Genomic DNA, 24,839 nt, shown 5'->3' with positions numbered 1-24,839 from the left:
GCCGTCTCGAACCATGTGACGCAGGGAATGCGTTGCCCCATCCTTCGAGACGCCCGGCTTCGCCTGGCTCCTCAGGATGAGGACTCAGTGCCTTCGGAAAGGTCGGATCGTTCAATCAAACGATGAACCGCTCTAGCTCGGCGAGCAAGACAATCGCTCTGGAATACTGGATCCCCGCTTTCGCGGGGATGACGGCTTAGGGTTGGGTTAGGCTCGACTCAAATTTCCCGCGTCATGCCCGGCCTTGTGCCGGGCATCCACGAACTTCGGCATAGCGTCGTGGCGAGACGTGGATGGCCGGGACGAGCCCGGCCATGACGGCGTTGAGAGACAACGGCTTCTAACTACTTCACCAGCTCACACCCGCCTTCCGCGATCGGACGGAACGCCTTGTCGGCGGCGATGGTCGAAACCAGGCGATAGTAGTCGTAAGGATATTTCGACTCCTCCGGCTTCTTCACCTCGAACAGATACATCGGATGCACGACGCGGCCGTCCTGGCGGATGGTGACGTCGCCGAACAGTCTGTCCTTGCCGCTGAACTTTTTCATCTGCGGGACGACGTCCTTGGCATCGTCGCTTCCGGTGGCCGCGACGGCGTTGAGATAGGCCAAGGTCGAGGCATAGACGCCGGCCTGGTTGCCGCTCGGCATCTTGCCGTTCATGCCGGGCCGCTGCGCGAACCGCTTGGCGAAGGCCCGGGTGTCGTCGTTCATGTCCCAATAGAACGCTTCCATCAGCTGCAGGCCCTGCGCCACCTTCAGGCCCATGCCGTGGATGTCGTTGATGAACAGCAGGAAAGCAACCAGCTTCTGCCCGCTCTGCTGAATGCCGAATTCCGCCGCCTGCTTGACGCTGTTGATGGTGTCGCCGCCGGCATTGGCGAGGCCGATCACGCCGGCCTTCGAAGATTGCGCCTGCAGCAGGAACGAGGCGAAGTCCGACGTGCCGAGCGGATGCTTGGCGGAGCCGAGCACCTTGCCGCCATGCGCCTCGATGTACTTGGCGGCTTCGGCTTCGATGCCCTTGCCGAGCGCGTAATCCACCGTAATGAAGTACCAGTCCTTGCCGCCACGCTGCATCATCGCCGCGGCGGTGGTGTTGCCGGTCGCCCAGGTGTCGTTGACCCACTGGATGGTGTTGGGCGAGCAGGCCTTGCCGGTGAGATCGGAGCTCGCCGTCGACGACGCCAGGAACGTCATCTTGGTGCCGCGCAGCAGCGTGTTGATCGACAGCCCGACCGCCGAATTCGGCACGTCGACGATCGCGTCGACGCCCTCGTTGTCGAGCCAGCGGCGGGCGATGGCGTTGCCGACGTCGGCCTTATTCTGGTGATCGGCATAGACGATCTCGACCTTGATGTTCTTGCCGCCGCCAGCGAAGTCTTCGGCCGCCATCCGAGCCGCCTCGACCGAGCCCATGCCGTTGGTATCCTGGAAAATGCCGGAAATGTCGTTGAGCACGCCGACGCGCACGACGTTTCCGGAGATCTCGGCGTTGGCAGTGCCACACAACAGGCACGCGGCCGCGAGGCCGAGCAGGCCCTTGGTTGATCTCATTTCGTTTCTCCCTCGGTGTTTTGATTGTTTGTTGAGTGGGCCGCAGCGGGTCGTTGCCCCCTACGGTAGCGCTGCTCAGACCTGACGATCCGGAATCCGCAAGATCAGGCCGTCGAGATCGGACGACAGCTTGATCTGGCACGACAGCCGGCTGTTCGGCAGCCGCTCGGCGGCAGTGCCATCGAGCAGATCGTCCTCATCGCCGGCGACTGCAGGCAGCTTCTCGAGTCCGTGCTCGACATAGACGTGACAGGTCGCGCACACGGCATTGCCGCCGCATTCGGCGACAACCCCGTCGAGCCCGAGGCTGAGCGCGGCATACATCGCAGTGTCGCCGACCGCAGCCTCGGTGGTGCGGCGTTCGCCATCGGGAAGAATGAACGTGATACTCGGCATCATACGACCTCAGGCAGGCGTCAGTTGGATCGGCAGGCTTTCCAGCCCGCGCAGCGTGTTGTTGAAGCGGCGCTTCAAAGGCCCGGCGATCTCGATCGCCGCCACCTTCCGAGCCAGCGCGGCGAGCACCACCTCCCCCTCCAGCCGGGCGACGAGCTGACCGACGCACATGTGCACGCCCGAACCAAAGCCGACTTGGCCCGAGGTCTTGCGGGTGATGTCGTAGCGGTCCGGATCGTCCCAGCGCCGCGGATCGCGATTGGCGGAGCCGAGGAACATCAGCACCTTCTCCCCCTCGCCGATCGTGGCGCCTGCAAGTTCGACCTCGCGCGTGGTGGTGCGGAAGAAGGTCTGCACCGGGCTCTCGAACCGCACTGCTTCTTCGAAGGCGTTGCGGGCCAGCGACGGATCGGCGCGCAGCCGCGCGAACTCGTCCGGAAAACGCGCCAGGCAATACACCGCCGCCGCGATGCCGTTGACGGTGGTGTCGAGGCCCGCCGAGAGCAGCGACCGCACCAGCAGCGGTGCCTCCTCGGGCGTGATCTCGCCGGTGTCGCTGAAGGCGTGAATACAGGCGCCGAACCCGCCAGGCGCGAGGTTCGGCCGCTGGCACTGCTCGGCCACATAGGCCTGATGCGGCGCCGAGCGTTCGATGGCGTTCTGCCGCAGTTCGTTCGGCGGCCCGAACGCGTTGAACACAAGACCCGCATAAGGCAGCAGATTCTCGCGCCCCTCCTGCTTCAAGCCCATCGCATCGGGAAACACCGACAGCGGATAGGCTTCGGCAAGATCGGCGATCGCATCGACGCTGCCGCCGCGCGCCAGCAGCTCATCGACCTTGGCGTCCGCCGCCGCCGCGAAGCCGTCGCGCAGCCGCTTCATCGTCGCCGGCGACAGCACCTTGCTCAGCACCGCGCGGGTGCGAGTATGCGCTGGCGGATCGGCCTCGAGGATCAGGCTCGGCGGCCGCCACGGCTTCTCCTTCTTGAAATCGCTCAGGCCGACGCCGCGGCTGGAGCAGAAGGTGAGCGGATCGTTGAGCACCGCATAGACCTCGGCGTAACGCGCGACGCCATAGACATTCCACTTGTCGAGATAGACCACCGGCCCCGCCTCGCGCAGCGTCTCCTGCTCCGGATAGGGATCGGCGAAGTAGTCCAGCGCGAACGGATCGATACCGAGATGCGGAACACCGACGCCGTCGTGGGACGGCGTGGTAACCGGCACCGATGAGGGAGCCGTGGTCATGTTGTCCTCCTCAATCGCCACTTGTGAAATGCCGTGGCATGTCCTTATGTCGGCGCATGCATTCGCAGCCGACATCCCCATGACTGGTGCATCCCGTCCGCCAAAATCCCGGCGATCTGCCGCGGCCGCGCCGAGGCCGGAAGGCCTCACGCTCGATCTGGAGCGCTACGTTCCGGCGTTCATCACCTTCATCGCCAACAAGCTGTCGAACAGTGCCACGGCGTTCTATCAGGGCAATTTCGGCGTCAACGTCACGGAATGGCGGATCATGTCGCTGCTGGCGATCGAGCCGGGCATTTCGGCGGCGCGGATCTGTCAGGTGATCGGCTTCAACAAAGGACCAGTCAGCCGCACGCTGTCCGACATGCAGTCGCGCGGGCTGATCACCATCCGCGTCGATCCGAACGACGCCCGCACGCATTCGATCTCGCTTACCGGCAAAGGTCGCGCCACCCATGACAAGGTGATCGTCGCTGCGCTGGAGCGCGAACGGAAGCTGATGTCGTGCCTGAGTGCGGACGAGCAGGAAATACTGATCGATCTGTTGCGCCGGCTGCACAACAATCTCGGCGCGGTCACCGGCGAAACCACCTGAACCGCCGCGCGGCGCTCCACGCCGTGCATCCTGCTTGCGCATGATCGCGGACACGTCTCCGCGACAGCCGGCCGCTGTGCTGCCGAGCATGGCTCCTCCCCGAACCGGCGACTGGGTCGCTCTTGTTCAGAACCATTCTCACATATCAGTTGCCTTGGCAACGAATAAGTTGACACGTGTTTCGGCACGCGCGACGGACTCGTTCGCAAGCGCGAACAAGCTCCGTGCCTCACCGATGAGTCAGAAATGAAGTTTGGTGTCGGTTCGGGATCGGCCGAACCGACATTGATCCGCTACGCTTGGCGCCAGAACAGCCCGATCGTCAGCGCGATGCCGAGGGCGACGACGCCGATCCGCAGCCAGGTCTCGTTGACCCGGCGAAGCACCCAGACGCCGAGCAAGTAACCGACCGTCGACGACACCGCGAGCACCAGTGCCTCCAGCCATCTCACCTCGGGCGAGAGCGCGAACATCGCCACCGCGGAGGCGTTCATCGCCGCCGCCAGCGCATTCTTGGTGGCGCCGGCGTTGCGCGCGGCCATGCCGGCGATCGACAGTGCCGCCATCATCAGAAAGCCGATGCCACCGCCGAAATAGCCGCCGTAGATCGAGATCAGAAATTGAATTCCGATCAGCACCGGCGCGCCGACGTGCCTCGCCTGCGCGCTCGGCTTGCGGCCGAAGCTGCCCCAGGCGAACATCGCCGTGGCGAACAGCACCAGCCACGGGATCATCTTGGCGAACACGGTCGGCGGCGTGATCAGCAGCAGCAGCGCGCCGGCCGCGCCACCAGCAAGGCTGGTGAGCACCAGCGCCCGGAAGCTGACCTCGCCGACACCACGCACCATGCCGCGGCCGGCGTAGCCCGATGCGAGTTGCCCCGGAAACAGCGCGACCGTGGAGGTGATGTTCGCGGCCAGCGGCGACATCCCGGCGAACAACAGCGCCGGCAGTGTCACGAACGAGCCGCCACCGGCGAGCGTGTTCTGAACGCCGGCCCACAGGCCGGCGACGGCAATGATGATCAGCGCGGTCATGCAAGTCCTTCAAAAGACGGCGGCGGGCGCCGCCGGCGGCAAGATAAGCGAAGCTACCTCGGCCGCTGTTTAAGCTTGGCGCGCTTCGGTAACAGCGCCGGCCACGACACGATGTGATCTTCCAGTTCCTCGACCGGGATTTCGGTCTCGGTCCGCTCCACCCGTCCCCGCACCGACACCCCGGCCTCGTGCACGGTGTTCGGATCTCCGGAGATCAGCGGATGCCACCAATACAGGTCGCGCCCCTCGGCTACGAGCTTGTAGGCGCAGCTCGGCGGCAGCCAGGTCAGCTCGCGGACCTCTTTCGGGGTGAGCCGCACGCAGTCCGGCACCTGGTCCGACCGGTTCGGATAGTCCCGGCAGGCGCAGGCGCCCGCATCGAGCAGCCGGCAGCCGACCTCGGTGAAATAGATCCGCCCGGTGTCTTCGTCCTCGAGCTTTTCCAGGCAGCAGCGCGCACAGCCGTCGCACAGGCTCTCCCATTCGGTCGGGGAGAGCCGTTCCAACGTCTTGGTCTTCCAGAAGAAACCGTCTTGCGCGGACGGCTTCTTGGGGCGCGCGGTCATGCCTTGGATGCTGCTTTGCGGTGGTGAGGCCGCCGTTCTAGGGGGAGTTTGCCCGGCGGCGCAAGCGCTTAGCCGGCATGGCAGCCCCGGAATCGCACGAACCGCCGTCAATCCGACGAAGAATCCCCTGCACCGCCATTGGTTTATCGGGCATGCTCGGCTACAAGGAATCAGTTTCCGAACCCTGTCGCCTCGCCTTGTGATCGCCGCAACATTGCGCCAGACGAACAGCGCCAATGCGGCGTTCTGATGTGATTGGTCGAGCCCGGTGCCGAAGATTCTGCCAGACAATTGGAAGCAGCGGGTCCGGAATTGGTTTCTGGATCTGGACGCCCGGCTCGACTCGACGCTGTTCTCCTCGGCGGTGGGTATCCGCGAGCTGTGGGAGCGGTTCTCGACCTATATGGACCGCTTCTATGTCGGCGGCTGGAAGCGCTGGGTGTTCATCGAGCCGCTGTCGGAGTCGGCCTCGATCGGTCTGCTCGGGCTGGTGGCACTGTTGGCGCTGGCCCAGCCGGCGTTTCACGAGACGGCCGACGAGGACTGGCTGAAGAAGTCCGATCTCGCCGTCACTTTCCTCGATCGTTACGGCAATCCGATCGGCAGTCGCGGCATCAAGCACAACGACGCGATCCCGCTCGAGGACTTCCCGGACAATTTGATCAAGGCCACGCTCGCGACCGAGGACCGGCGGTTCTACGATCATTTCGGCATCGACGTTGCCGGCACGATGCGCGCGCTGGTGACCAATGCCCAGGCCGGCGGGGTGCGTCAGGGCGGCTCGTCGATCAGCCAGCAGCTCGCCAAGAACCTGTTCCTGTCCAACGAGCGCACGCTCGAACGCAAGATCAACGAAGCGTTCCTGGCGATCTGGCTGGAAACCCGGCTCACCAAGAACGAGATCCTGAAGCTGTATCTCGATCGGGCCTACATGGGCGGCGGCACCTTCGGCGCCGACGGAGCGGCGCATTTCTACTTCAACAAGTCGGTGCGCGACGTGAATCTCGCCGAGGCCGCGATGCTTGCCGGCCTGTTCAAGGCGCCGACCAAATACGCCCCGCACATCAACCTGCCGGCGGCGCGCGCCCGCGCTAACCAGGTGCTCGACAACATGGTGGACGCCGGCTTCATGACTGAGGGTCAGGTGTTCGGCGCCCGCCGCAATCCGGCCTCAGTGGTCGACCGCCGCGACGAGAATTCGCCGAACTACTATCTCGACTGGGCGTTCGACGAAGTCCGCAAAATCGTCGACACCTTCCCGAAGTCCTACACCGAACGCGTGTTCGTGGTCCGCACCGCGATCGACATGAATGTGCAGCGCGCCGCCGAGGGGGCGATCGAGAACCAGCTCCGCCAATTCGGCCGCGATTATCACGCGACGCAAGCAGCGACCGTGGTGTCGGATCTCGACGGCGGCGTCCGCGCCATGGTCGGCGGCCGCGATTACGGCTTTAGCCAGTTCAATCGCGCGGTCGACGCCTATCGCCAGCCCGGCTCGTCGTTCAAGCCTTACGTCTACACCGCGGCGCTGCTCAACGGCTTCAAGCCGAACTCGATTGTGGTCGACGGACCGGTTTGCCTCGGCAATTGGTGTCCGCAGAACTACGGCCACTCCTATTCCGGCTCGGTGACGCTGACCCAGGCGATCACCCGCTCGATCAACGTCGTGCCGGTGAAGCTGTCGATCGCGATCGGCGGCAATCCGAAGAACCAATGGGACTCGGCCAAGAAAGGCCGCGCGAAGATCGTCGAGGTCGCGCGCCGGTTCGGCATCAAGGCTCCGCTGCTCGACACGCCGTCGCTGCCGATCGGCTCGACCGAAGTCACCGTGGTCGAACACGCAGTCGCCTATGCCACCTTTCCCAATAAGGGCATGGCGGTGACGCCGCATGCGGTGTTGGAAGTCCGCACCGGCGCCGGCGATCTGGTGTGGCGCTGGGACCGCGACGGCCCGCAGCCTAATCGCGCGATTCCGGCCAATATCGCCGCCGACATGGCGGGCATGATGAGTCATGTCGTTACCGAGGGAACCGCCCGCCGCGCCCGCCTCGACGGCATTCCGGCCGCCGGCAAGACCGGAACCACCAACGCGTATCGCGACGCCTGGTTCGTTGGCTATACCGGCAACTTCAGTTGCGCAGTGTGGTACGGCAACGACGACTATTCGCCGACCAACCGGATGACCGGTGGCTCGCTGCCGGCGCAGACTTGGCACGACATCATGGTCGCGGCGCATCAGGGCGTCGAGGTCAAGGAACTCGCCGGCGTCGGCATGGGCGAGAAACTGCCGGCTGGGCCCGGCGCCAGAGCCCCCGGCGGGGAGACCGCCGACCTCAAATCGGCGCCGCCGGTACTCACCCGGCGTGGCGCGGAGGTGCTGGTGCGGGTCGAAAAGATGCTGGACGAAGCCACCCGCGCACTCGATGCGGCACCCGCCGCGACGCCTGGCCAGGCGATCGGCCGCAAGGTCTCGTCCGGCGCCGCCGCGTTCCCCGACAGTCTGGCCGCGGCGTCGGGCTCCGCACCGATCCCGGCGGCGCAGAAGAACTGAGCGCGACGATGCAATCTGCGACGACATCGAGGATGGCTGCGACGTGCGCCTGATCGTCCTCACCCTTCTGACCCTGCTGATCGCCGCCGGCGTCGGCATCGGCGCGACCTGGACCACCGCCACCATCGGAACCGACTTCGGCACGCTGTCGATCGGCGCCTGGACCGCGCGCCCCCGTGTCGGCACCTCCGAAGTCGATCCCTACGCCCGCGCCGCGATCGTGCGCAGCGGCGCGCTGCCGGTCGGCGCCGGTGACGGCATCTCGTTCCTCGCCACCGCCGATGACAACAAGCGCCCGCTCGACGGCCGCTGCGACGTCGAAGTCAGCGGCGTGACGCCGGCGGCGCGGTTCTGGACGCTGACGCTGTACGATCCGCGCGGCAATCTGGTCGCCAATACGCTGGAGCGCTACGGCTTCACCAGCCAGGAGATCATCCGCGACGCCGAGGGTAAGTTCAGCATCCGGATCGCCGCGCGGGCCCGCGCCGGCAACTGGCTGCCGACCGGCGGCGTCGACCGCTACTGGCTGATGCTGCGGCTGTACGATACGCCGGTCGGCATCGCCACCCGGACTCAACGCGACGCGCCGATGCCGGCGGTCACTACCGTCGGCTGCCCATGATCCGCTTCGCCATCGCCATCATCGCCGGTCTGGTTCTCGGCGGCATCGTGCATCTCGTCACCATCCTGGTGCTGCCGCGGATCGCCGGCCAGGACGCCTATGCCCGGCTGGCCCCGCTGACCCAGGTCAACGAGGTGACGCAACTGGCAGACATCACGCCGGACAGTGCGCCGCTGCCGCTGCTCGATCCGGCGTTCGCGATGGCGGTGTGCCGCTACGATCTGTCGAAGGGCCCGATCAAGCTGGCGGTGCCGGTGAGCCAAGCCTACACCGCGGTGTCGTTCTACACCCGCAATCAGGTCGCGTATTACGCGATCAACGATCGCTCCGCCGGCCGCAAGGTGATCGAGCTCGATCTGATGACGGCCGAGCAGCACGCCGAACTGCCCGAAGACGAAGACGTCACCTCGGCGGACCGGCTGATCATCGATTCCCCGAGCGTGACCGGGCTGATCGTGATGAAGGCGCTGGCCTCGGAACCGGGCCTGATGCCGCAGGCCCGCGCCGCGCTCAAAGCCGCGACCTGCAAGTCGCAAACGGACGCCGCCGCGAAATCGAGCTGACACGCCCCGGGAAAGTCGCGACGGCTCTACCCCTTCCGTACCACCGCGCCACTTTGCGGCGCGGCCGGCTTGGCGACCAGGCCGAGATTGGCGGCCTGCACTTCGAGTTCGGCGATCAGGCGGTCGGCGTCGGCGGCGATGCCGTCCGGCGCCATGATCACCAGCCGCTCCAGCGCCCAGCGATACGACGATGCGCGGCGGCGCAGGCACTGCTGCACCCACTGTACGATCAGCGCATTCTCCTCCATCCGCGCCACCGCGTCCTCGCGCTCGCGCGGCGACAGGTCGGCGACGTATTTCAGGCTGGCATTGCGCTTCTGGTCGAGTTCGAGCACCCGCGCTGCGGTGAACTGGAACGGCTCGAACCGGGTCAGATCATTGCGCACGTCTTCGATCAGTTGCGCATAGCGCGAGGAATGCGAGCGGTGCGGCTCGTCGATCAGCAGCTTGCCGTAAGCGCTGCGGTCGAACGGCGGCTGCTGCCGCCACGGCGCGGCGATCGGCTGATAATCGCCGAACACGCTCTTCCAGGCGGGGCGAGCATGCGGTGGCTCGATCAGCGGATAGGCCATGTCGCGCATGTTGCGCTCTTGGTCGGTGAGCTGGAACGCCGACGCCTTCAGGCCGATGCTGCCGGTCGCCTCCGCGCCGATCCAGCGATGCATGTCGTCGGTGACGAAGTCGCGACGGGTGCGCCCGAAGTCGCCGCCGGCGCAGCCGCCGAGCAGGAGCGTGGCCAGAACGGAAAACAGCAGTCTCGCCCGGGCGGCCCCGCCCCGGATCAGGACCGGATGGCCGACCGCGGACATGGACAACGGACCCGGCGTCAGGAGCGGGCGCGACGGCGCCGGCCGGGCGCGGCGCCCTGTTTAGGGCCGCCGTCACTGCCGGCTTCGACATGGCGTTCGATGCGGATCACGGGCAGGATCGTCACGGTGGCGGAATGATCGGCCGACGCGGCCAAGGGCGGCCCCGGCCGCCGCGACGTCGCATCCGCCGGAAATTCAATGATGGTGCCCATACCGGTCTCTCCGCGTCCTTTCCCCGACCCGATCACCGCGCCGCATTAAGGAGCCGTTATGGTTAATGCACTGTTAATGGCGGAGAGACCGTGGTTGCAGCCGCGACGGGAGCGATGATAGCGTTGCGGCCGGGGACGGGGAACACGACGTCGACGTGAGGCTTTTGACCTCCATGCGCGAGATTCCGCCGCTCGATCTGCGTCCCTCCCACCTGCCCGCCCTCGGCGCCCAGCCGATCGCGATCACGGCCGCTGCGTTGCTGCTGATCATCGCCGGGATCGGCACGATCTTCTTGTGGCGAATCGCGACCGGTACCACCCCCGAACAGGAGCGCGTCGCCAGCGGCCGCCAGGTGCAGGCCCGCGTCGCGCAGACCTCTGAGCAGATCATGGAGCGGACAAAGGGACTGGAGCTGACGCAGCAGCAATCGATCGACCAATTGCAGTCTTTGCAGGATCAGCTCGCACAGATCGAGAGGCTGGTCGCCGAGCAGCGGAACGAAACCAGGAAGCTGTCCGAGCAGGTCGGCGAAATCGGTGCCCGTCTCGACAGTCTGCGCCAGTCGTTCGCGCAGGCTCAGCCGACCGAGACCGCCGAGCGGTCCGCGGTACGAAGTAAGCCGGCCGCCCGCACCGCCCGTGGCAAGGCGAAGAGATCACGCGCAACTCACTCGCAACGGAACTCGACGAAACCGCGTCGATAACTCGAATTGCACACCGCCGCTTAACCAATTTGCGACCAAGTTCGTCGGGCAAGCGGCGTGTAGGTGTAGGAGTTGACGATGCGTAAATTTGCGGTGCTGGCGGCCGGCTGTAGCACGCTGGCGGTTCTGGTCGGGCTCGGTGCCGGCCGCGCCTGGTTCACCCTGCCCTCCGCTACCACCGACACTGCCCGCGCTCCTGCTGTTTCTGAAGAGATCACGACCGGTGCGATCGCGGCACGCTGGCCGACTCCGGGCGGCGCGCCCCCGAGTGCCACCCCGGCGCCGAGCATTCAGCCGGCGCGCGCCACGGTCGATCCCGCGATCAACGCCAAGCCCGCAGCGCTGCCGGCCCCCGCTGCCGCACCGGTGCGTCAGACCTGCAGCAATCCGAATGCGCTCGGCATCTCCCGCACGGTCGAGATCGATACCTCGGGCGGTCCGGGGCTCGGCATGTCGCAATATCGCGATTACGACTTCCTGCAGCCCGGCGAAGTGGCGCTGACCTTCGACGACGGTCCGTGGCCGGTCAACACCCCGGCGGTGCTGGCAGCACTCGCGGCGCATTGCGTCAAGGCGGTGTTCTTCCCGGTCGGCAAGCACGCGAGCTGGCATCCGGCGATCCTCAAGCAAGTAATCGCCGCAGGCCACACCGTGGGGTCGCACACCTGGTCGCACGTCAATCTCGCCAGCAAGCCGTTCGCCGAGGCCAGAAGCGAAATCGAGAAGGGCATCAGCGGGGTGGCACAGGCGGCCGGCCAGCCGACCGCGCCGTTCTTCCGATTCCCGCAACTGCGGCAGACGCCGGAGCTGAAGGCGTATCTCGGCGAGCGAAACGTCGCGACCTTCTCGATCGATGTGGATTCCGAGGACTTCCGGATTCACAAGCCGGATCAGCTCGTCGCCGGCGTGATGGCGAAGCTGAAGAAGGCCGGCAAGGGTATCCTGCTGATGCACGACTTCCAGAAGTCGACCGCGCAGGCGATGCCCGAACTGCTCGCCCAGCTCAAGGCCGGCGGCTACCGGATCGTGTTCATCACCGCCAAGGATAAAGTCACGACCCTGCCGGAATACGACGTCCAGGTCGCACCGGCGCAGCCGACCGCGAGCGCCGCCAAGCCGATCGCCAACGTGATCCGCACCGTCGATTAGCAACGGCTGATAACCGAAATCGTGAGTTCGCCGGACGGGCGCACCAGGCGCCCGTCTTTGCGTCTCCTGGCTGCTTAACAAACCGTTGAGCTTAACGTGCTGTTAAAGCGACCGGGCTAACCTGCCGGTAACTCGTACCATTTTGCGCCGCCATGACCACGTTCACTCCCTTTCCCGGATACGATGGGCTGATGTCGTTGTCGCGCCGCGAAGGCGTCGACATACGCCCGACGCTACTCAGGGTGCTGACCGATCTGTATGTGCAAAGTCCGTCGCACACTGACGAGGAAGAGCGGCAGTTCGTCGAACTGACCTCGCGGTTGATCGACGAGGTCGACGATGCGACCCGTGCGGTGGTGCGCGCCCGGCTGTCGATCTATCCTCACACCCCGCGCGCGATCGCGCTGCGGCTGTCGCTGTCGCCCGCGCGCGATCAGCGCGTACCGCTGGCAGCCCCCATCCCGCCAGCCGAGACCGGCTCCTCGGCCCGGCCGTCGCCGCGCGCGCCGACCGAGGCCGAACAGCGCGCCGCCAGCCTGTCGATGCAGCCGGAAGACGCCGCGCAATTGTCCGAGATGTTCTTTTCCGCGACCGGCCCCGAACGCGCGCAGATCCTGCACAATCTCGCCGAGACGCCGCTGCGCCCGGCGGCACGAATTCATCCGCCGCGGGCGATGCGCGCCGCCGAAGTGCTGCACATGGCGGCCTATGTGTCCGACGTCGAGAACTTCAGCGCCGAGCTCGGCGACGCGCTGCTGCTCACCGCCGCAACCGCCGAGCGCGTCGTTTGCGATGAAGGGGGCGAAGCGCTCGCCTGCGCCCTGAAGGCGCTCGGCATCAAGAGCCAAGTGTTCGAGCAAGTGCTGATGTTTCTCGACCCTGCCAAGGGCTCGTCGGTCGAGTGGGTGTACCGGCTGTCGCGGCTGTACGATCGTTTGAGCGAACGCGCCGCGCTGATCATGCTGGCGGCATGGCGCGGCGCCACCGTCGCCTCCACCCGCGCCAAATATCGCGCAGCGCTCTACGACGACGAACGGCAACGCGCCCGCAGCGCCACGCCGCAGGCGCGCCCAGCCGTACAACCCGGCGCGACCGCAGCGCCGCGGATCGGCACGACACGCGGTTAGGCGCTTCTTTTCTCGATGAAGTCATGCGTGCGCTTCCGGAGCCTCACCACAGGCACAACCTGATGGTGAGGCGGCGCAAAGCGCCGTCTCGAGCCACGCGCCGCGGGGCTCTGCGCTTCCTCATCCTTCGAGACGCCCGGCTTCGTCGGGATCCTTTGAGGATCAGGACTCAGTCCCTCGAGGACGGCCGGATTCGCCTCAATGAGGCGATGAACCGCTCCAGCTTACTTTGCCAGATCGAGAAAATGCCGCCCCGCGCGGTCTTCGGTTTCGACGATCCAGACGTCGGGATCGAACCGGATTTCCTTGGCGAGACGTGCATCGACGTCGGCTTCAGGCTGCGGCGTCGGCGACATCGGCACAAACACCCGATCGAATGGCCGCTCGTCCTCGTAAGCGGTCTGCGGCGCCGGCACGTACAACATCGCCAGGCCGTTCGAGGTCACGACCTTGACGAACACCGCCCCGGCGTCCTCGGCCCCGCGCCTACTCACTGCGCCGAACACGCCCTCGGTCTGGCAGCGTCGCAAGTAGGCCGACACCCAAATCGCACTCTTCAGTCTCATAGGGCGGCTTGTAGAGGATTCTGGGGGCTGAGCAAATCGCAGCCAGGATGCGAGAACAGAGTGATCGCTGGTTGGCCACCGTCTGGAGCGACAGCGGTCTCTTTCGAGTAAAAAGCGGTTTTCAAACGAAAAGCCGCCGCCCCTAATCGATCGGATGCCCGATCATCAGCCCGAGCTCGCGCACGACGCGATCGGAGATCTGACCGGTGACCGGCAGATTGCGGGAGCGTTCAAAGCGGGCGATGGCGGCCTGGGTGTCGGAGCCTGCGGTGCCGGTCGGCTTGAGCTGGCCGTAACCGTATTGGGTCAGGGCGCGCTGCACCGAGGCGATCCGGCGCGACGAGGTGATCATGTCTCCGACCGGGTCGCGGCCCGAGTTGGGAATCGCGGCCGGCGGGCGCGGGGCACCGGCGGACGAGGCGGCGCTGTGCGGGGCGGTGGCTCGCACCAGATTGCCGAGCGGATCCTCCGCCTCGGCGGCACGGCCACGCACCGGGCGCGGCTCCGGCCGACGCGTCTCGGCCGCTTTGGTTTCGACCGGGCGCAGCTCGACCGGCTTCGGCTCCGCATGCCTGGCTTCGACCGGCCTGGAGTCCACCGCCCGGGATTCGGACGGCTTCACCTCGGTCACGGTCGGTTCGAGCAGCTTCGGGTCGAGCGCCTTGGTATCCGCAGCGCGCGGCTCGGCGTCGAGCGGTCGCGGTCGCGGCAGCGTCACGATCGAAATCGAAGTGGACGGCGCGGCGCTCCCGAACATCGGCGACGGATGCTGGCCGGCCTGCATGAAGATCGCATTGGTAACGATCGCCACGACCGCGGCCGAGGCGAACATCGCCGCGACGAAGTCCTTCGGACTAGACAGCATCAGCCGCATCGCAAATCCACGCTCCTCACTCTCCGCAGCGGCTGCCGCCGCACCGCGACGCCGCGGTGCATCGTCCTTTCTCGTCTTAGGCACTCTTCTTCACCTGGTAGTCCGGCGCCGGCGAGTCCGCCGGCATCGCCGGGTTCAACGTCGTGACGTTGCTCGCTGTCGGCAACGCCAGCGGTAGCGACACCGTGACGGTGGTGCCGCAATCGATCTGGCTGCGTACGTCGATCTCGCCGCCGTGCATCCGCACCAGGCTCTTGACGATCGACAGCCCGAGGCCGGTACCCTCGTGGCGGCGCTGATAAGTCTTTCCGGCCTGGAAGAACGGGTCGCCCAGCCGCTTCAGGTCCTCTTCCGCGATACCTACGCCGGTGTCGGTGACGCAAAGCACCAGCCGCGTGCTCTCGACTGCGGCCGACACCGTCACGGTGCCGCCGCGCTCGGTGAACTTGACTGCGTTGGAGACCAGATTGAGCAAAATCTGCTTGAACGCGCGCGGATCGCCGACGACGTCGGGCAGATTCTCCGGCGCGCGGGTGACGAGATCGATGCCGCTGTCGCGCGCCTTCAGCGCCAGCAGATTGCAGCAGTTGAGCAGTGCCGGGCGCGGCGCGAACGGCTCCGGAACGATCTCGAAATTGCCGGACTCCATCTTCGACATGTCGAGAATGCCGTTGACCACCGACAACAGATGCTGGCCGGAATCGTTGATGAGCTGAGCGTATTCCTTGCGCCGCTCGGCACCGAGCCGCAGTTCGTCCTCTTGCACGATCATGTCGGAGAAACCGATGATCGCATTCAGCGGCGTGCGCAGCTCGTGGCTCATGGTCGCGAGGAACCGGCTCTTGGCATCGTCGGCGCGGTCGGCTTCTGCCCGGGCTTCGTCCAGCGCCTGTTCGTGCAGCTTGCGTTCGGTGATGTCGCGCATCACCGCGACGACTTCGGTCTCGCCGGGGGGCGTCGTGGCGCCGCCGGGTTCGAGCGGCCGGCAGCGCATCTCGACCCAGACGAATTCGGCGGCCGACGGCCGACCGCGCTCGTCGCGAACCACTTCGCGGCGGATGCGGAATTCGACGCTGCCGGTCTCGCGACCGCGGGCGGCATCCGAGATCGCCTTCAGATACGCCGGACGGTCGGCAACATGGACGCGATCGAACAGCCCGTGCTCGGCGAGCTGCACCATCGGAACCCCAATCAGGTTCTCCGCAGCCGGCGAAATGAAACGCACCGCACCGTTGCGATTGTGGCGCGAGATGACGTCGCTCATGTTGCGGGCGAGCAGCCGATAGCGCTCTTCCTCGACGTTCAGCAATGCGCCGTTGGTGCGCGCCAGCCACGCCGCCCCATAGGCGAGGACCGAGGCGTAAAGCGCCGCAGAGCCGATCCCGAAAGCAGCCAATGTCGTATTCGAGGTCTCGGCGGCTGCGGGCTGCGGCAGCATGCCGAATCCGCCGAGCGCGATCAGCAGCAGCGCGCCGCCGAGCGCCAGCGACACCGCGAAGGTGACGACGCGTCGCGACGCCGACAGCGCCGCTTCGATCGGAATCACCACCAGCCAGACGACGGCGAAGGATTGAATGCCGCCGGTCAGAGCCGCGACCCCGATCACCAGCACGGTCAGCGCCAGCGACGACAGGAAATGCGCGCGCTCGTAGTGCCCGGTGCGCGACAGGAACCAGGCCACCAGAATCGGTGCGATCAGCCAGGCCAGCGCCGCCGCTTCGAGTGCGGTCGGTGCGCCGCGCAGCACCAGATACAATGGGAACGCCGCGAAGGCGGCAAGGCTGCCGAGCAGGCGCGGCGCGATGAACGCACGATGGCGCGCGGCCGTCAGCGCGTCGAGACGCGCGGACGGATGCAGCAACGCATCGAGACACTCACCGATGATTCTGGATACTGCCACGCTGCTCGCGCTCGCTGGTCGCCTCGTAACGGGAAGCGTTTCCGCGCCCCGCGTGTGGTTGGCCGAACCTGTCAGAGCGACCTTAAACGAACACTAAGGCGATCGCAGACTGCCGCTCGCCATCGCGTCCAGGTGTCTCTGAACACCGCATTCGAACCGCATGGTGAACGCATGGTTTCAAAGCGCGCAGCGGTATGGTTTCGAATTGGTGGACGTCAATCGATTGCGAGCGGAGAAGCCGAGCGCCGTCAATCGAATGTTTACATCGAATCGTTTCGACGGGATTTTTCGCGGACTTTGCTCGAATTGTAAGTAACCAAAAAACTCCGAATTCATTGCCGCTGGATACGACAGAGTTTGATTGCGAGACCAATCGCAACGGGGATTGGACGACGGGGTCGCGAGATGTTCTTTCTGCTTCGCTTGGCGTTTTGGATCGGCGTGGTGCTGGTATTCCTACCGCGCGAGTCGACACCGGATTCGGAGAAGCTGCCGCAGATCGGCGCCTCCGAGGCGGTTTCTGCGGCGAGCGCGGCGGTGTCCGATTTCAGTCAGTTCTGCAAGCGCCAGCCGGCGGCGTGTGAGGTCGGCGAACAGGCCGCGACGGTGATCGGTCATCGCGCGCAGGAAGGCGCGCGCAAACTGTACCAGATCATTACCGAGAAGCGTGGCGAGCCGACCGGCGCGATCGGCGGCGGCGACGCGCCCGATCCGTCGCTGGCGCCGCGGGATACGCTGACGGCGGAAGATCTGAAGATCGAGTGGAAGCTGCCCGGCGCCGAAACCGCGGCGATCGATATGATCGCCAAGCCGACTGCCACCAATTAGGGCAATCCACGACCACCGGATCAGGCGATTCTCGCTTTCGAGCGCCCGCGAACCCATATATTTGTCGATAGAGGTTCCCTCGCGAGCGAACCGCGACCGACAGATGCGGGGCACGATGACGATTGACGAGATCAGGGATAATTTCGCACTGCTCGACGAGTGGGACGACCGCTATCGCTACGTGATTGAACTCGGCCGCACGCTCCAGCCGATGCCCGAAGACGAGCACTCTGCCGCCAACAAGGTGCAGGGCTGCGCCAGCCAGGTGTGGCTGTCGCGCAAGCTGACGCGCAACGCGGCCGGCGAACCGGTGCTGAGCTATCTCGGCGACAGCGATGCGCACATCGTGCGCGGCCTGATCGCGATTCTGCTGACGCTGGTGTCGGGCCGCACGCCGCAGCAGATCCTCGCCGCCGAGCCGATCGCAGTGTTCGACGAACTGGGTTTTCGCGAGCACCTGACGCCTCAGCGCTCCAACGGCCTGCGCTCGATGATCGAGCGGATCAAGGCCGACGCCCGCGACACCCTCGCCGCGTCGACCTGACCGCGATCCACCGCGACGGCTGATCGGTCGCTTTACGGCACCACGAACGCCGCATCATCCGCCAGCCAGCTCCGAAACCGCGGCTTGGCTTGTCCGTCGCGCCGGGAAACGCCGTAGTGCCGCGCCAGCCGATCCAACGCGAGCTGCAGTACCACCTTGGCGGATCGAGACGGCCAGCCCCGCTCGCGCTCGACATCCTCCAGCCCGCGCAGAAAGCAGCAGACGTCGAGCAGGACGCCGGAGAACTCCGGCCCGCAGGCGTCGAGCGCGTGCTGCACCCGCTGACGCGCCGCCACCACCAGATCGGTCATCTCCCCCGCACCGCCACCCTGGCCGGCCCGGCCGGTCGGAGCACCCCAGTTCGAGGTGACGCGTGGCGTCATGTTGGCCCGCGTGAAATCGGCACGCAGCCGCTCGCCGGCGACGAACTGCTCGGCGCTGATCAGCGCGCGCCCATCCCGCCCCTTGCGGCGGGCCAGCCATGCCAGCGGGCTTTCGCTCTCATCCATGGTGACGCGCGCCAGCCCTTCGGCCGTCATGATCTCGCGTTCGGTCAGATCCAGATGACGGGCGCGAAAGCCGTCGACCTCGGCCCTGCCCTGCTCGCGTGCTGTGGCGGACTTCCGCCCGCGGCGCTTGCTCTGCATCTCGTCTCGACCTTTCCCAGAGTCTCGTTCTAGGAAAATTTTCACATATCGGGAGCGGGGCCGCAAGCCCTGAGACGCGATATTCGGATTTTTTTCCTCAACCTTCAACCTGCCCGACGATCATGCGTCCCAGCGCGCCAAAGCATGGCGGGCGGCCGCATCCAGCTCGGCACGGCTAGCGCCATCCCGGGCCAGGATCGACATTCCCGCCTGCACGGCTTGAAAGAACCGGGCAAGGGAGTGAACCTCGGCCCCCGCCCGCAGCTCGCCCGCCGCGACGGCCGCGCTCAGCCGCGCCTCCAGCCGCTGCAGCGTCACCGCACGCGCGCCGCGCACCAGCTCGCCGAGTTCAGCGTGGCCTTCGCTCCCCACCGCCGACAGCGTCACCATGCAGCCGAGCGGATGATCGTCGGGAGCCCCGGTCAGCGCCGACGCGGAGTCGAGCAGAAAGGCGGTCACCGCCTCTCGCGCGGTCGGCGCGCTGTGGAACCCGGCCCAGACCAGTTGCTCGTAGCTGGTCTCGTAGTGCCGCAGCGCCTCGGCGTAGAGCGCTTCCTTGGATCCGAACGCCGCGTACAGGCTCGGAGCTCCGATCCCCATGGCCTGCGTGAGATCGGCGATCGAGGTCGCTTCATAGCCCTTGATCCAGAACAGCCGTGTGGCTTGCGCCAGAGCTTGCGCCCTGTCGAACGCCCGCGGCCGTCCGCGAGTCCGAGCGGCTCGATCTCCCAAGGTCGAATCCGATTTCTGCATCATTCGCTATATAAATCGCTTGACCCACCTCCGGCAATTACCTAAGACTTTTTATATCGATCACTACATAAAACGAGGGCGACATGGTTGAGCTGACGGGCAAGCGAGCGCTGGTGACCGGAGCCGCGCGCGGAATCGGCGCCGGGATCGCGATCGAACTGGCCGCCAACGGCGCGGACGTCGCGATCACCTACGAGCGATCGGCCGACCGCGCCGCCGAGGTGGTGAAGGCAATCGAGGCCAACGGCCGCCGCGGCGTCGCGATCCAGGCCGACAGTGCCGATCCGGCGGCGGTGAAGCGCTCGGTGGAGACTGCGGCCGGGAACCTCGGCGGCCTCGACATTCTCGTCAACAATGCCGGCATCGGCCGGGTCGGACCGATCACCGAGCTCAGCCTCGCCGACCTCGACGCGCTGCTCAACGTCAACGTGCGTGCCGTGGTGCTGGCGTCGCAGGCCGCGATCCCGCACCTCCGCGAGGGCGGACGGATCATCTCGATCGGCTCGACGCTCGCCGAGCGGGTGCCGTTTGCGGGGTCGACCGTGTACGCGATGACCAAGTCGGCGCTGCACGCCTTCACCCGCGGACTGTCCCGTGAGCTCGGGCCGCAAGGCATCACCGTCAATCTGGTTCAGCCGGGCTCGATCGACACCGACATGAACCCGGCGAGTGGCGAGCAAGCCGACCAGCTCCGCGCCCTGACGGCGCTCGGGCGCTACGGCAAGCCCGAGGAGATCGCCGCCGTCGTCGCGTTCCTGGCAAGTCCGGCCGCCGGACTGATCACCGGCGCGATGATCACCGCGGACGCCGGCTTCTCGGCTTGATGCCGGGCTACTTGCGCCGACGACGCTGCTGGCCGAGCCCCATCTTCTTGGCGAGCTGCGAGCGTTCCACCGCGTAGTTCGGCGCCACCATCGGGTAGTCCGCGGGAAGTCCCCACTTCTCGCGGTACTGCTCCGGCGTCATCTTGTATTGCGTGCGCAGGTGCCGCTTCAGCGATTTGAAGCGTTTGCCGTCTTCCAGGCAGATCAGATACTCCGGCGTCACCGACTTCTTCACCGGCACCGCCGGCTTGGAAGGCTCGTGCGGCGCCGCTTCGGGGCGGCTGGCGGAGAGCCGTTGGAGCGCCGCGTGAACCTGGCCGATCAGCGCCGGGATTTCGCTGGCCTGCGTCGCGTTGTGGCTGACATAGGCGGAGACGATCGAAGCGGTCAGCTCGATGTAGCTCTTCCCCGTGGTGTCACTCATCGGCTGTCCTTCGTCACTCATTCGAACACGCCGCGCGGAGGTTTTCCGCGGGCGCAATGGTCAAATTGTCCGGGATACTCGGCAGTCGTCGGCAGATCGCCGGAAGTTGGCGATTCTAATCTTGCCAATACCGAAGTCTATTTACGGCAGCGCAGTCGAGCAAGGTAGACGAACAGACGAAATTCGCGTCCGGCGCGTATCAGCTCCGTTGCTCCAGATGCTCCCGAAGCTCGTCGATCGATTCGAACCGCATCATCCCTTCCGGCATCTGCGCCTCGATCGAGCCGTCCGAATACAGCGAATAGGCCATGCCGTCGACGACTCCCGATTTCAGCACCGTGACCTGCTGCATTTCCTCGCTGCGCGGTGCCGGGGTCGGCTCCAGCAGCCCGGAGCGCTCCGGAACTGGCGGCATCTCCTCGGCGGCCGCGGAACGCTTCCGCGGCCAGGCTTCCTCGAAGCTGCGCGAAGTCCCGACCGGACCATGACCGGCGAAAGACTCGCCGGTCTCATCCGTGGCGCCGGCGGCGCTCCGTTCGCGTTCGCGCCGCGACGAGGCGAACAACAGATTCCGGCGCTTGGGCGGCGCGGCGTCTTCGCCGGCGTCGAGCGGAGGCGGCGATGAGATTTCAGCGGGCGCCGGAGGCGGCGGCTTGATCTCCAGCGGAGGCATCACCCGCTGACGCACGCGATCACGGGTAGCCACTTCCTCCTGCCAGGGCGCAGTCCCGGCAGGCTCAGCAGCAGCCTCCAAAGGCTGTGGCGGCGGCAACGAAGGCTCGGGCCGCTCGCCCGGAAACAACGCATCGCTGTCGGGCTCGGAGGCCGGCGCCGGCGTAATCGCGGCGCGCGCCGGAGTCCTCGTTGCATTCGTCCTGGTCGTATTCGTCCTGGCCGCATTCGCCCCGGCGAAACTCTCCCCGGTCTCCTCGACCGCCAGGCCGGCCGCGACCAGCCGCAGCTCCCGGATCACTGCCGACAGCCCAAGCAGCAGCGCACCGGTGCACGCGCCCACCACGCCCGACAGGATCAACGTGTTGCCGAAGCTGAATTCCTTGACCGGAACGCCGATGATGATCGACGCCGCTCCGGCCAGCAGGAAGGCGATGCCGGCGACCAGAAGCAAAATCATTCTTAACTCCACGCCGGGGCGGATCGCCACGGCAGCCCTCGTCAGGATAGCGTCATCTGTCCCATAACGGCAATCGCCGCAGACCTTTGCGAACAACTTGTTGAGGCCGCGGTTGCGCCCCCCGAGGTTTCGCGTCGGGTCGGACCGCCGGCACCGCCACATGTCTGCCGCGCTTCGGTCGGCGCTTGCTGCAAGACATTCGCAGCACTAGGCTTCCGCCACGTCAACGCGCCGGGCAACGGCGCCCACAGGAAGAGGAAACGCATGTCCCCAGCCGAAGCCGCACGCCTGAGAGAAGTCCCCTCCGACATGACCGAGGCTGAATGGGAGCAGCGGGTCAACCTCGCCGCCTGCTACCGCCTGGTCGCGCTGTACGGCTGGGACGATCTGGTCGACACCCACATCTCCGCCCGGGTGCCCGGCCCCGAGCATCACTTCCTGATCAACCCCTATGGACTGATGTTCGACGAGATCACCGCCTCCAGCCTGGTCAAGGTCGACCTCGACGGCAATCAGCTCACCGAGAGCCCGTACAAGATCAATCCAGCCGGCTTCACCATCCATTCGGCGATTCACGAGGTCCGCGAAGACGCCGGCTGCGTCATCCACCTGCACACGCCGGACGGGACCGCAGTGGCGAGCTGCATGGACGGGCTGCTGCCGATCAACCAGACCGCGCATTTCGTCACCGGCGATCTCGCCTGTCACGACTATGAAGGCGTCGCGCTCGACCACGACGAGCGGCCGCGACTGCAGCGCGACCTCGGCGACAAGAACCACATGCTGCTGCGCAATCACGGCACGCTGACGGTCGGCCGCACCGTCGCATCGGCATTCGAGCGGATGTACCACCTCGAGCGTGCCTGCACGATGCAGGTCCGCACCAAGATGCTCGGCCCGACCGCCTACCCGCTCGAGCAGATGGTGATCGACAAGAACCACGACCTGATCGCCAATCGCGACGCGATGGAGCTGCGCTCCACCAAGCTGGTGTGGCCGCCGCTGCTGCGCAAGCTCGACCGCATCGATCCGAGCTATCGCACCTGAGCGGCGCGTCCTGGTCGTTGCGAGCGCAGCGAAGCAATCCAGAGGCTCAGCACACCGAGCTGGATTGCTTCGTCGGCTTCGCTTCTTCGCGATGACGCCGTGATCGGCGGAGGTTGAAATCAGCCGCAGCCGTGCTATCTTCTCCGCATCATCCTCTACGCTATCGGAATCCAAACGCCGCCCAATTCCGGGCGGCGTTTTTGCGTCGGCCTGCAACCGTCGGCCACGGCATCGATTTGTGACGTAATGACTTCACCGCACCTTCGATCACCACCATCACGCTGACGAGCGACACGCCCCGCGTGCGATTATCATCTCCAGCAGCGGACGGCATTTGTGTCGGGTTTGGTTTTGCGCCGGCCCGCCTGACTGCGTCGCTCGACTTTAGTAGGCGCCCATTGCGCGCGCGGGCTCCGCCTCGTGAATAAAGTCGGAGCCGCGACCCCAACGCACGATTAACGACCTTGTATCAATGTAGGCCAAACCGAGGCATTCATTTTCGAGGCTCCATGTCGTTTCTTTCGTCCGCGCGCAAGACGATGCGCGACTCCGCCGAGCACTCCGTCGCGACCGAACTAGTAGAACTACGAGCTCGTGACGAGGCACTCGCCGCCAGCATCGATCAATTGATCGATGGCCGCTATGATATCGAGCCGCCTTCCGGCGACGATCCCCTGAGCCGCGCAATCGGCCGGCTGCTGCAGAAGCTGTCCGGCGACGTCTCGCGCAACCTCGACCGCATGGTCGATCTCTCGATTCAAGGCAGCGAGACTGCGGTCGCTTCCGCGAACCTGCTGTCGTTCACCCGGCAGATCGATCAGCGCTCGCAGGCGCTGGCGAGCGCCAGCGAAGAGATGGTGACGTCGATCGGCCAGATCCGCACCACGGCGCAAACCGCGGCATCCGAAGCCGCCGACATGCGCGTCAGCGCGCAGCACGGTCTGACCACCGCGAGCACCGCAGCGTCCGCGATGAGCCGGGTCAGCGCCACCGCCGAGCTGGCGGCGGAGAAGATCACTGAACTCAGTGCGGCGTCGGATGCGATCGGCAGCATCGTGTCTTCGATCGATGCGATCGCGCGCCAGACCAACCTGCTCGCCTTGAACGCCACGATCGAAGCCGCACGCGCCGGCGAGGCCGGGCGCGGCTTCGCCGTGGTGGCGACCGAAGTGAAAGGGCTGTCGCAGCAGACCAGCAGCGCCACCGTCGACATCCGCAGCCGGATCGATCGGCTGCGCGAGGACATCGCCACCATCGTGGCTGCGATGGCTGAATCAGCAATCGCAGGCGTCGAGCGAGATCGCGAGCGGAATCTCGACCATCGCCGAACAGACCGAGAAGTGTGTCCTCCAGGTCGGACACATTTCCGATCAGCTCGACCAAGTGCAGTCATTGGTCGGCGGCGAGCTCGAGGAATTGTCCCGAATGAGCTTCGACGGCCTGATCCCGCGCCTCGCCAAGGCCGACCATATCGCCTGGAAGAAGCGGCTCGCCGACATGGCTGCCGGCCGCAGCAGGCTGAGCAGCACCGAGCTGACCGATCATCACGCCTGCCGCCTCGGCAAATGGTACTACGGGGACACCTCGCTGGGATCGCGGACCAATCCCGCCTTCGCCGCGCTGGAGGGGCCGCACGCCCTGGTGCACGAGCATGGCAAAGCCGCCGCGCGCCTGATCCAGTCCGGTGACCTCGCCGGCGCGATGGCCGAGATCGACCAGGTCGGCCACGCCTCGAAAGACGTGCTGCGACTTATCGACCGGCTCGTGACGTAGCGGCGCTCGCCGCGGCGACGATGCGTGCCGGCAAGCTAGAGCATCTCTGCTTTTGACGGAATCAGGACCGCACTTCCTAGCGGTCGCAGCTTGCAGAACCTCATGGTGAGGAGGCGTAAAGCGCCGTCTCGAACCATGCGCCGCAGGCGATGTGGCTCCTCATCCTTCGAGACGCCCGGCTTCGCCGGGCTCCTCAGGACGAGGACTTCGGACCCTTGGCAAGGGCCAAATTCGCTTCAACCAAACAATGAAGCGCTCTAGCTGTGAGCTTTCATTAGGTTGTCCATCCGGTCCGGACCGAGGATGCTGAGGTTGCGAAGCTTCAGTGTCCAAGGAGGGACCGGATGAACATTCACAAGAATGCCCGTTTGACGCCGATTGGTCGAGAG

Annotated in this window: 26 protein-coding genes and 1 pseudogene; 13 read left to right on the top strand and 14 right to left on the bottom strand. The window is 65.9% G+C overall.

What is annotated here, in order from left to right; translation table 11 throughout:
- Nucleotides 1-344: 344 nt before the first annotated feature.
- The 3 genes from DU475_RS06045 to DU475_RS06035 form a co-directional block, all read right to left on the bottom strand.
- Nucleotides 345-1,559, bottom strand: a complete 1,215-nt coding sequence (locus DU475_RS06045) for an ABC transporter substrate-binding protein (RefSeq protein ID WP_013503331.1) — start codon at nucleotides 1,557-1,559, stop codon at nucleotides 345-347.
- A gap of 75 nt (nucleotides 1,560-1,634) precedes the next feature.
- The gene (locus DU475_RS06040; protein ID WP_012495408.1) at nucleotides 1,635-1,955 is read right to left on the bottom strand and encodes a 2Fe-2S iron-sulfur cluster-binding protein; all 321 of its coding nucleotides are present in this window, start codon (nucleotides 1,953-1,955) and stop codon (nucleotides 1,635-1,637) included.
- A 9-nt stretch (nucleotides 1,956-1,964) separates the two neighbouring features.
- Nucleotides 1,965-3,203 (bottom strand): cytochrome P450, encoded by a 1,239-nt coding sequence (locus DU475_RS06035; protein ID WP_164631248.1) that lies wholly within the window; start codon nucleotides 3,201-3,203, stop codon nucleotides 1,965-1,967.
- Nucleotides 3,204-3,282: 79 nt separating this feature from the next.
- On the opposite strand from DU475_RS06035, the gene DU475_RS06030 reads away from it, so the two are divergent.
- Nucleotides 3,283-3,798, top strand: coding sequence for a MarR family winged helix-turn-helix transcriptional regulator (locus DU475_RS06030; RefSeq protein WP_142882310.1), 516 nt, complete (start codon nucleotides 3,283-3,285; stop codon nucleotides 3,796-3,798).
- Nucleotides 3,799-4,091: 293 nt separating this feature from the next.
- Here DU475_RS06030 and DU475_RS06025 read toward each other — a convergent pair whose 3' ends face one another.
- Nucleotides 4,092-4,835 (bottom strand): sulfite exporter TauE/SafE family protein, encoded by a 744-nt coding sequence (locus DU475_RS06025; RefSeq protein WP_164631246.1) that lies wholly within the window; start codon nucleotides 4,833-4,835, stop codon nucleotides 4,092-4,094.
- Between the two features lie 53 nt (nucleotides 4,836-4,888).
- Nucleotides 4,889-5,401: a YcgN family cysteine cluster protein gene (locus DU475_RS06020; RefSeq protein ID WP_164631244.1), complete on the bottom strand. Its 513-nt coding sequence runs from the start codon at nucleotides 5,399-5,401 to the stop codon at nucleotides 4,889-4,891.
- Nucleotides 5,402-5,669: 268 nt separating this feature from the next.
- Here DU475_RS06020 and DU475_RS06015 point away from each other — a divergent pair, with 268 nt between their 5' ends.
- Genes DU475_RS06015 through DU475_RS06005 form a run of 3 tightly spaced genes read left to right on the top strand, consistent with a single transcriptional unit; the run spans nucleotide 5,670 to nucleotide 9,137 of the window.
- Complete coding sequence (locus DU475_RS06015; protein WP_164631242.1) at nucleotides 5,670-7,952, top strand: transglycosylase domain-containing protein; 2,283 nt, start codon at nucleotides 5,670-5,672, stop codon at nucleotides 7,950-7,952.
- Nucleotides 7,953-7,995: 43 nt separating this feature from the next.
- A complete protein-coding gene (locus tag DU475_RS06010; protein ID WP_013503337.1) occupies nucleotides 7,996-8,574 on the top strand; it encodes a DUF1214 domain-containing protein in 579 nt (192 codons plus the stop codon).
- Nucleotides 8,571-9,137, top strand: coding sequence for a DUF1254 domain-containing protein (locus tag DU475_RS06005; protein WP_013503338.1), 567 nt, complete (start codon nucleotides 8,571-8,573; stop codon nucleotides 9,135-9,137). Before DU475_RS06010 ends, DU475_RS06005 begins: the two co-directional genes overlap by 4 nt.
- Nucleotides 9,138-9,163: 26 nt before the next feature.
- Here the strand turns inward: DU475_RS06005 and DU475_RS06000 are convergent, their stop codons facing one another.
- Both DU475_RS06000 and DU475_RS05995 read right to left on the bottom strand, forming a co-directional pair.
- A complete protein-coding gene (locus tag DU475_RS06000) occupies nucleotides 9,164-9,946 on the bottom strand; it encodes a hypothetical protein (protein WP_013503339.1) in 783 nt (260 codons plus the stop codon).
- Between the two features lie 17 nt (nucleotides 9,947-9,963).
- Complete coding sequence (locus tag DU475_RS05995; protein WP_164631240.1) at nucleotides 9,964-10,158, bottom strand: hypothetical protein; 195 nt, start codon at nucleotides 10,156-10,158, stop codon at nucleotides 9,964-9,966.
- A 173-nt stretch (nucleotides 10,159-10,331) separates the two neighbouring features.
- Between DU475_RS05995 and DU475_RS05990 the strand changes: the two genes are divergently transcribed.
- The 3 genes from DU475_RS05990 to DU475_RS05980 all read left to right on the top strand — a co-directional run bounded on the left by DU475_RS05990 (nucleotide 10,332) and on the right by DU475_RS05980 (nucleotide 13,138).
- Complete coding sequence (locus DU475_RS05990) at nucleotides 10,332-10,862, top strand: hypothetical protein (protein WP_164631238.1); 531 nt, start codon at nucleotides 10,332-10,334, stop codon at nucleotides 10,860-10,862.
- Between the two features lie 78 nt (nucleotides 10,863-10,940).
- Entirely contained in the window at nucleotides 10,941-12,011 is a 1,071-nt protein-coding gene (locus DU475_RS05985; RefSeq protein WP_164631237.1) for a polysaccharide deacetylase family protein, read from the top strand.
- Nucleotides 12,012-12,163: 152 nt separating this feature from the next.
- Complete coding sequence (locus DU475_RS05980; RefSeq protein ID WP_164631235.1) at nucleotides 12,164-13,138, top strand: DUF2336 domain-containing protein; 975 nt, start codon at nucleotides 12,164-12,166, stop codon at nucleotides 13,136-13,138.
- Between the two features lie 224 nt (nucleotides 13,139-13,362).
- On the opposite strand, the gene DU475_RS05975 is transcribed toward DU475_RS05980, so the two are convergent.
- The 3 genes from DU475_RS05975 to DU475_RS05965 form a co-directional block, all read right to left on the bottom strand.
- Complete coding sequence (locus DU475_RS05975) at nucleotides 13,363-13,704, bottom strand: DUF1491 family protein (protein WP_164631233.1); 342 nt, start codon at nucleotides 13,702-13,704, stop codon at nucleotides 13,363-13,365.
- 142 nt (nucleotides 13,705-13,846) lie between these two features.
- Nucleotides 13,847-14,662, bottom strand: a complete 816-nt coding sequence (locus DU475_RS05970) for a peptidoglycan-binding domain-containing protein (RefSeq protein WP_041807428.1) — start codon at nucleotides 14,660-14,662, stop codon at nucleotides 13,847-13,849.
- Nucleotides 14,655-16,478: a PAS domain-containing sensor histidine kinase gene (locus DU475_RS05965; protein ID WP_164631231.1), complete on the bottom strand. Its 1,824-nt coding sequence runs from the start codon at nucleotides 16,476-16,478 to the stop codon at nucleotides 14,655-14,657. The genes DU475_RS05970 and DU475_RS05965 overlap by 8 nt, the downstream gene beginning before the upstream one ends.
- 405 nt (nucleotides 16,479-16,883) lie before the next feature.
- On the opposite strand from DU475_RS05965, the gene DU475_RS05960 reads away from it, so the two are divergent.
- Nucleotides 16,884-17,306, top strand: coding sequence for a DUF5330 domain-containing protein (locus tag DU475_RS05960; RefSeq protein WP_164631229.1), 423 nt, complete (start codon nucleotides 16,884-16,886; stop codon nucleotides 17,304-17,306).
- Between the two features lie 115 nt (nucleotides 17,307-17,421).
- Nucleotides 17,422-17,850, top strand: coding sequence for a SufE family protein (locus DU475_RS05955; protein ID WP_047307089.1), 429 nt, complete (start codon nucleotides 17,422-17,424; stop codon nucleotides 17,848-17,850).
- 32 nt (nucleotides 17,851-17,882) lie between these two features.
- Here DU475_RS05955 and DU475_RS05950 read toward each other — a convergent pair whose 3' ends face one another.
- Complete coding sequence (locus DU475_RS05950; protein ID WP_164631227.1) at nucleotides 17,883-18,497, bottom strand: DUF6456 domain-containing protein; 615 nt, start codon at nucleotides 18,495-18,497, stop codon at nucleotides 17,883-17,885.
- Nucleotides 18,498-18,617: 120 nt separating this feature from the next.
- Nucleotides 18,618-19,250: a TetR/AcrR family transcriptional regulator gene (locus DU475_RS05945; RefSeq protein WP_502706840.1), complete on the bottom strand. Its 633-nt coding sequence runs from the start codon at nucleotides 19,248-19,250 to the stop codon at nucleotides 18,618-18,620.
- Between the two features lie 83 nt (nucleotides 19,251-19,333).
- Here DU475_RS05945 and DU475_RS05940 point away from each other — a divergent pair, with 83 nt between their 5' ends.
- Nucleotides 19,334-20,074 (top strand): SDR family NAD(P)-dependent oxidoreductase, encoded by a 741-nt coding sequence (locus DU475_RS05940; protein WP_164631224.1) that lies wholly within the window; start codon nucleotides 19,334-19,336, stop codon nucleotides 20,072-20,074.
- A gap of 7 nt (nucleotides 20,075-20,081) precedes the next feature.
- Here the strand turns inward: DU475_RS05940 and DU475_RS05935 are convergent, their stop codons facing one another.
- Together DU475_RS05935 and DU475_RS05930 are read right to left on the bottom strand one after the other, a co-directional pair.
- Nucleotides 20,082-20,498 carry a Ros/MucR family transcriptional regulator gene (locus DU475_RS05935; RefSeq protein ID WP_164631222.1) on the bottom strand — a complete coding sequence of 139 codons (417 nt, stop codon included), beginning with the start codon at nucleotides 20,496-20,498 and terminating at the stop codon, nucleotides 20,082-20,084.
- Between the two features lie 199 nt (nucleotides 20,499-20,697).
- Nucleotides 20,698-21,630, bottom strand: coding sequence for a hypothetical protein (locus DU475_RS05930; protein ID WP_205524241.1), 933 nt, complete (start codon nucleotides 21,628-21,630; stop codon nucleotides 20,698-20,700).
- A gap of 264 nt (nucleotides 21,631-21,894) precedes the next feature.
- Here DU475_RS05930 and DU475_RS05925 point away from each other — a divergent pair, with 264 nt between their 5' ends.
- The 3 genes and pseudogenes from DU475_RS05925 (at nucleotide 21,895) to DU475_RS24205 (ending at nucleotide 24,450) form a co-directional block, all read left to right on the top strand.
- On the top strand, nucleotides 21,895-22,677 hold the full coding sequence (locus DU475_RS05925; RefSeq protein WP_164631219.1) for a class II aldolase/adducin family protein: 783 nt from the start codon (nucleotides 21,895-21,897) through the stop codon (nucleotides 22,675-22,677).
- A 509-nt stretch (nucleotides 22,678-23,186) separates the two neighbouring features.
- Nucleotides 23,187-23,894 (top strand): annotated as a pseudogene (locus DU475_RS24505) (methyl-accepting chemotaxis protein); the annotation flags it as partial.
- 166 nt (nucleotides 23,895-24,060) lie between these two features.
- Nucleotides 24,061-24,450 carry a CZB domain-containing protein gene (locus DU475_RS24205; protein ID WP_349644159.1) on the top strand — a complete coding sequence of 130 codons (390 nt, stop codon included), beginning with the start codon at nucleotides 24,061-24,063 and terminating at the stop codon, nucleotides 24,448-24,450.
- The last annotated feature ends 389 nt before the right edge of the window (nucleotides 24,451-24,839 follow it).

This window comes from Rhodopseudomonas sp. WA056, assembly GCF_010906995.1.
Lineage (GTDB): Bacteria > Pseudomonadota > Alphaproteobacteria > Rhizobiales > Xanthobacteraceae > Rhodopseudomonas > Rhodopseudomonas palustris_G.
This window is presented reverse-complemented; position numbering and strand designations above follow the sequence as displayed.

Excerpts from the sequence above, each read along its gene's own strand:
- DU475_RS06045 (WP_013503331.1), bottom strand. The coding sequence starts at position 1,559 with ATGAGATCAACCAAGGGCCTGCTCGGCCTCGCGGCCGCGTGCCTGTTG.
- DU475_RS06040 (WP_012495408.1), bottom strand. The coding sequence starts at position 1,955 with ATGCCGAGTATCACGTTCATTCTTCCCGATGGCGAACGCCGCACCACC.
- DU475_RS06035 (WP_164631248.1), bottom strand. The coding sequence starts at position 3,203 with ATGACCACGGCTCCCTCATCGGTGCCGGTTACCACGCCGTCCCACGAC.
- DU475_RS06030 (WP_142882310.1), top strand. The coding sequence starts at position 3,283 with ATGACTGGTGCATCCCGTCCGCCAAAATCCCGGCGATCTGCCGCGGCC.
- DU475_RS06025 (WP_164631246.1), bottom strand. The coding sequence starts at position 4,835 with ATGACCGCGCTGATCATCATTGCCGTCGCCGGCCTGTGGGCCGGCGTT.
- DU475_RS06020 (WP_164631244.1), bottom strand. The coding sequence starts at position 5,401 with ATGACCGCGCGCCCCAAGAAGCCGTCCGCGCAAGACGGTTTCTTCTGG.
- DU475_RS06005 (WP_013503338.1), top strand. The coding sequence starts at position 8,571 with ATGATCCGCTTCGCCATCGCCATCATCGCCGGTCTGGTTCTCGGCGGC.
- DU475_RS06000 (WP_013503339.1), bottom strand. The coding sequence starts at position 9,946 with ATGTCCGCGGTCGGCCATCCGGTCCTGATCCGGGGCGGGGCCGCCCGG.
- DU475_RS05995 (WP_164631240.1), bottom strand. The coding sequence starts at position 10,158 with ATGGGCACCATCATTGAATTTCCGGCGGATGCGACGTCGCGGCGGCCG.
- DU475_RS05990 (WP_164631238.1), top strand. The coding sequence starts at position 10,332 with ATGCGCGAGATTCCGCCGCTCGATCTGCGTCCCTCCCACCTGCCCGCC.
- DU475_RS05985 (WP_164631237.1), top strand. The coding sequence starts at position 10,941 with ATGCGTAAATTTGCGGTGCTGGCGGCCGGCTGTAGCACGCTGGCGGTT.
- DU475_RS05980 (WP_164631235.1), top strand. The coding sequence starts at position 12,164 with ATGACCACGTTCACTCCCTTTCCCGGATACGATGGGCTGATGTCGTTG.
- DU475_RS05975 (WP_164631233.1), bottom strand. The coding sequence starts at position 13,704 with ATGAGACTGAAGAGTGCGATTTGGGTGTCGGCCTACTTGCGACGCTGC.
- DU475_RS05960 (WP_164631229.1), top strand. The coding sequence starts at position 16,884 with ATGTTCTTTCTGCTTCGCTTGGCGTTTTGGATCGGCGTGGTGCTGGTA.
- DU475_RS05955 (WP_047307089.1), top strand. The coding sequence starts at position 17,422 with ATGACGATTGACGAGATCAGGGATAATTTCGCACTGCTCGACGAGTGG.
- DU475_RS05950 (WP_164631227.1), bottom strand. The coding sequence starts at position 18,497 with ATGCAGAGCAAGCGCCGCGGGCGGAAGTCCGCCACAGCACGCGAGCAG.
- DU475_RS05945 (WP_502706840.1), bottom strand. The coding sequence starts at position 19,250 with ATGCAGAAATCGGATTCGACCTTGGGAGATCGAGCCGCTCGGACTCGC.
- DU475_RS05940 (WP_164631224.1), top strand. The coding sequence starts at position 19,334 with ATGGTTGAGCTGACGGGCAAGCGAGCGCTGGTGACCGGAGCCGCGCGC.
- DU475_RS05935 (WP_164631222.1), bottom strand. The coding sequence starts at position 20,498 with ATGAGTGACACCACGGGGAAGAGCTACATCGAGCTGACCGCTTCGATC.
- DU475_RS05930 (WP_205524241.1), bottom strand. The coding sequence starts at position 21,630 with ATGATTTTGCTTCTGGTCGCCGGCATCGCCTTCCTGCTGGCCGGAGCG.
- DU475_RS05925 (WP_164631219.1), top strand. The coding sequence starts at position 21,895 with ATGTCCCCAGCCGAAGCCGCACGCCTGAGAGAAGTCCCCTCCGACATG.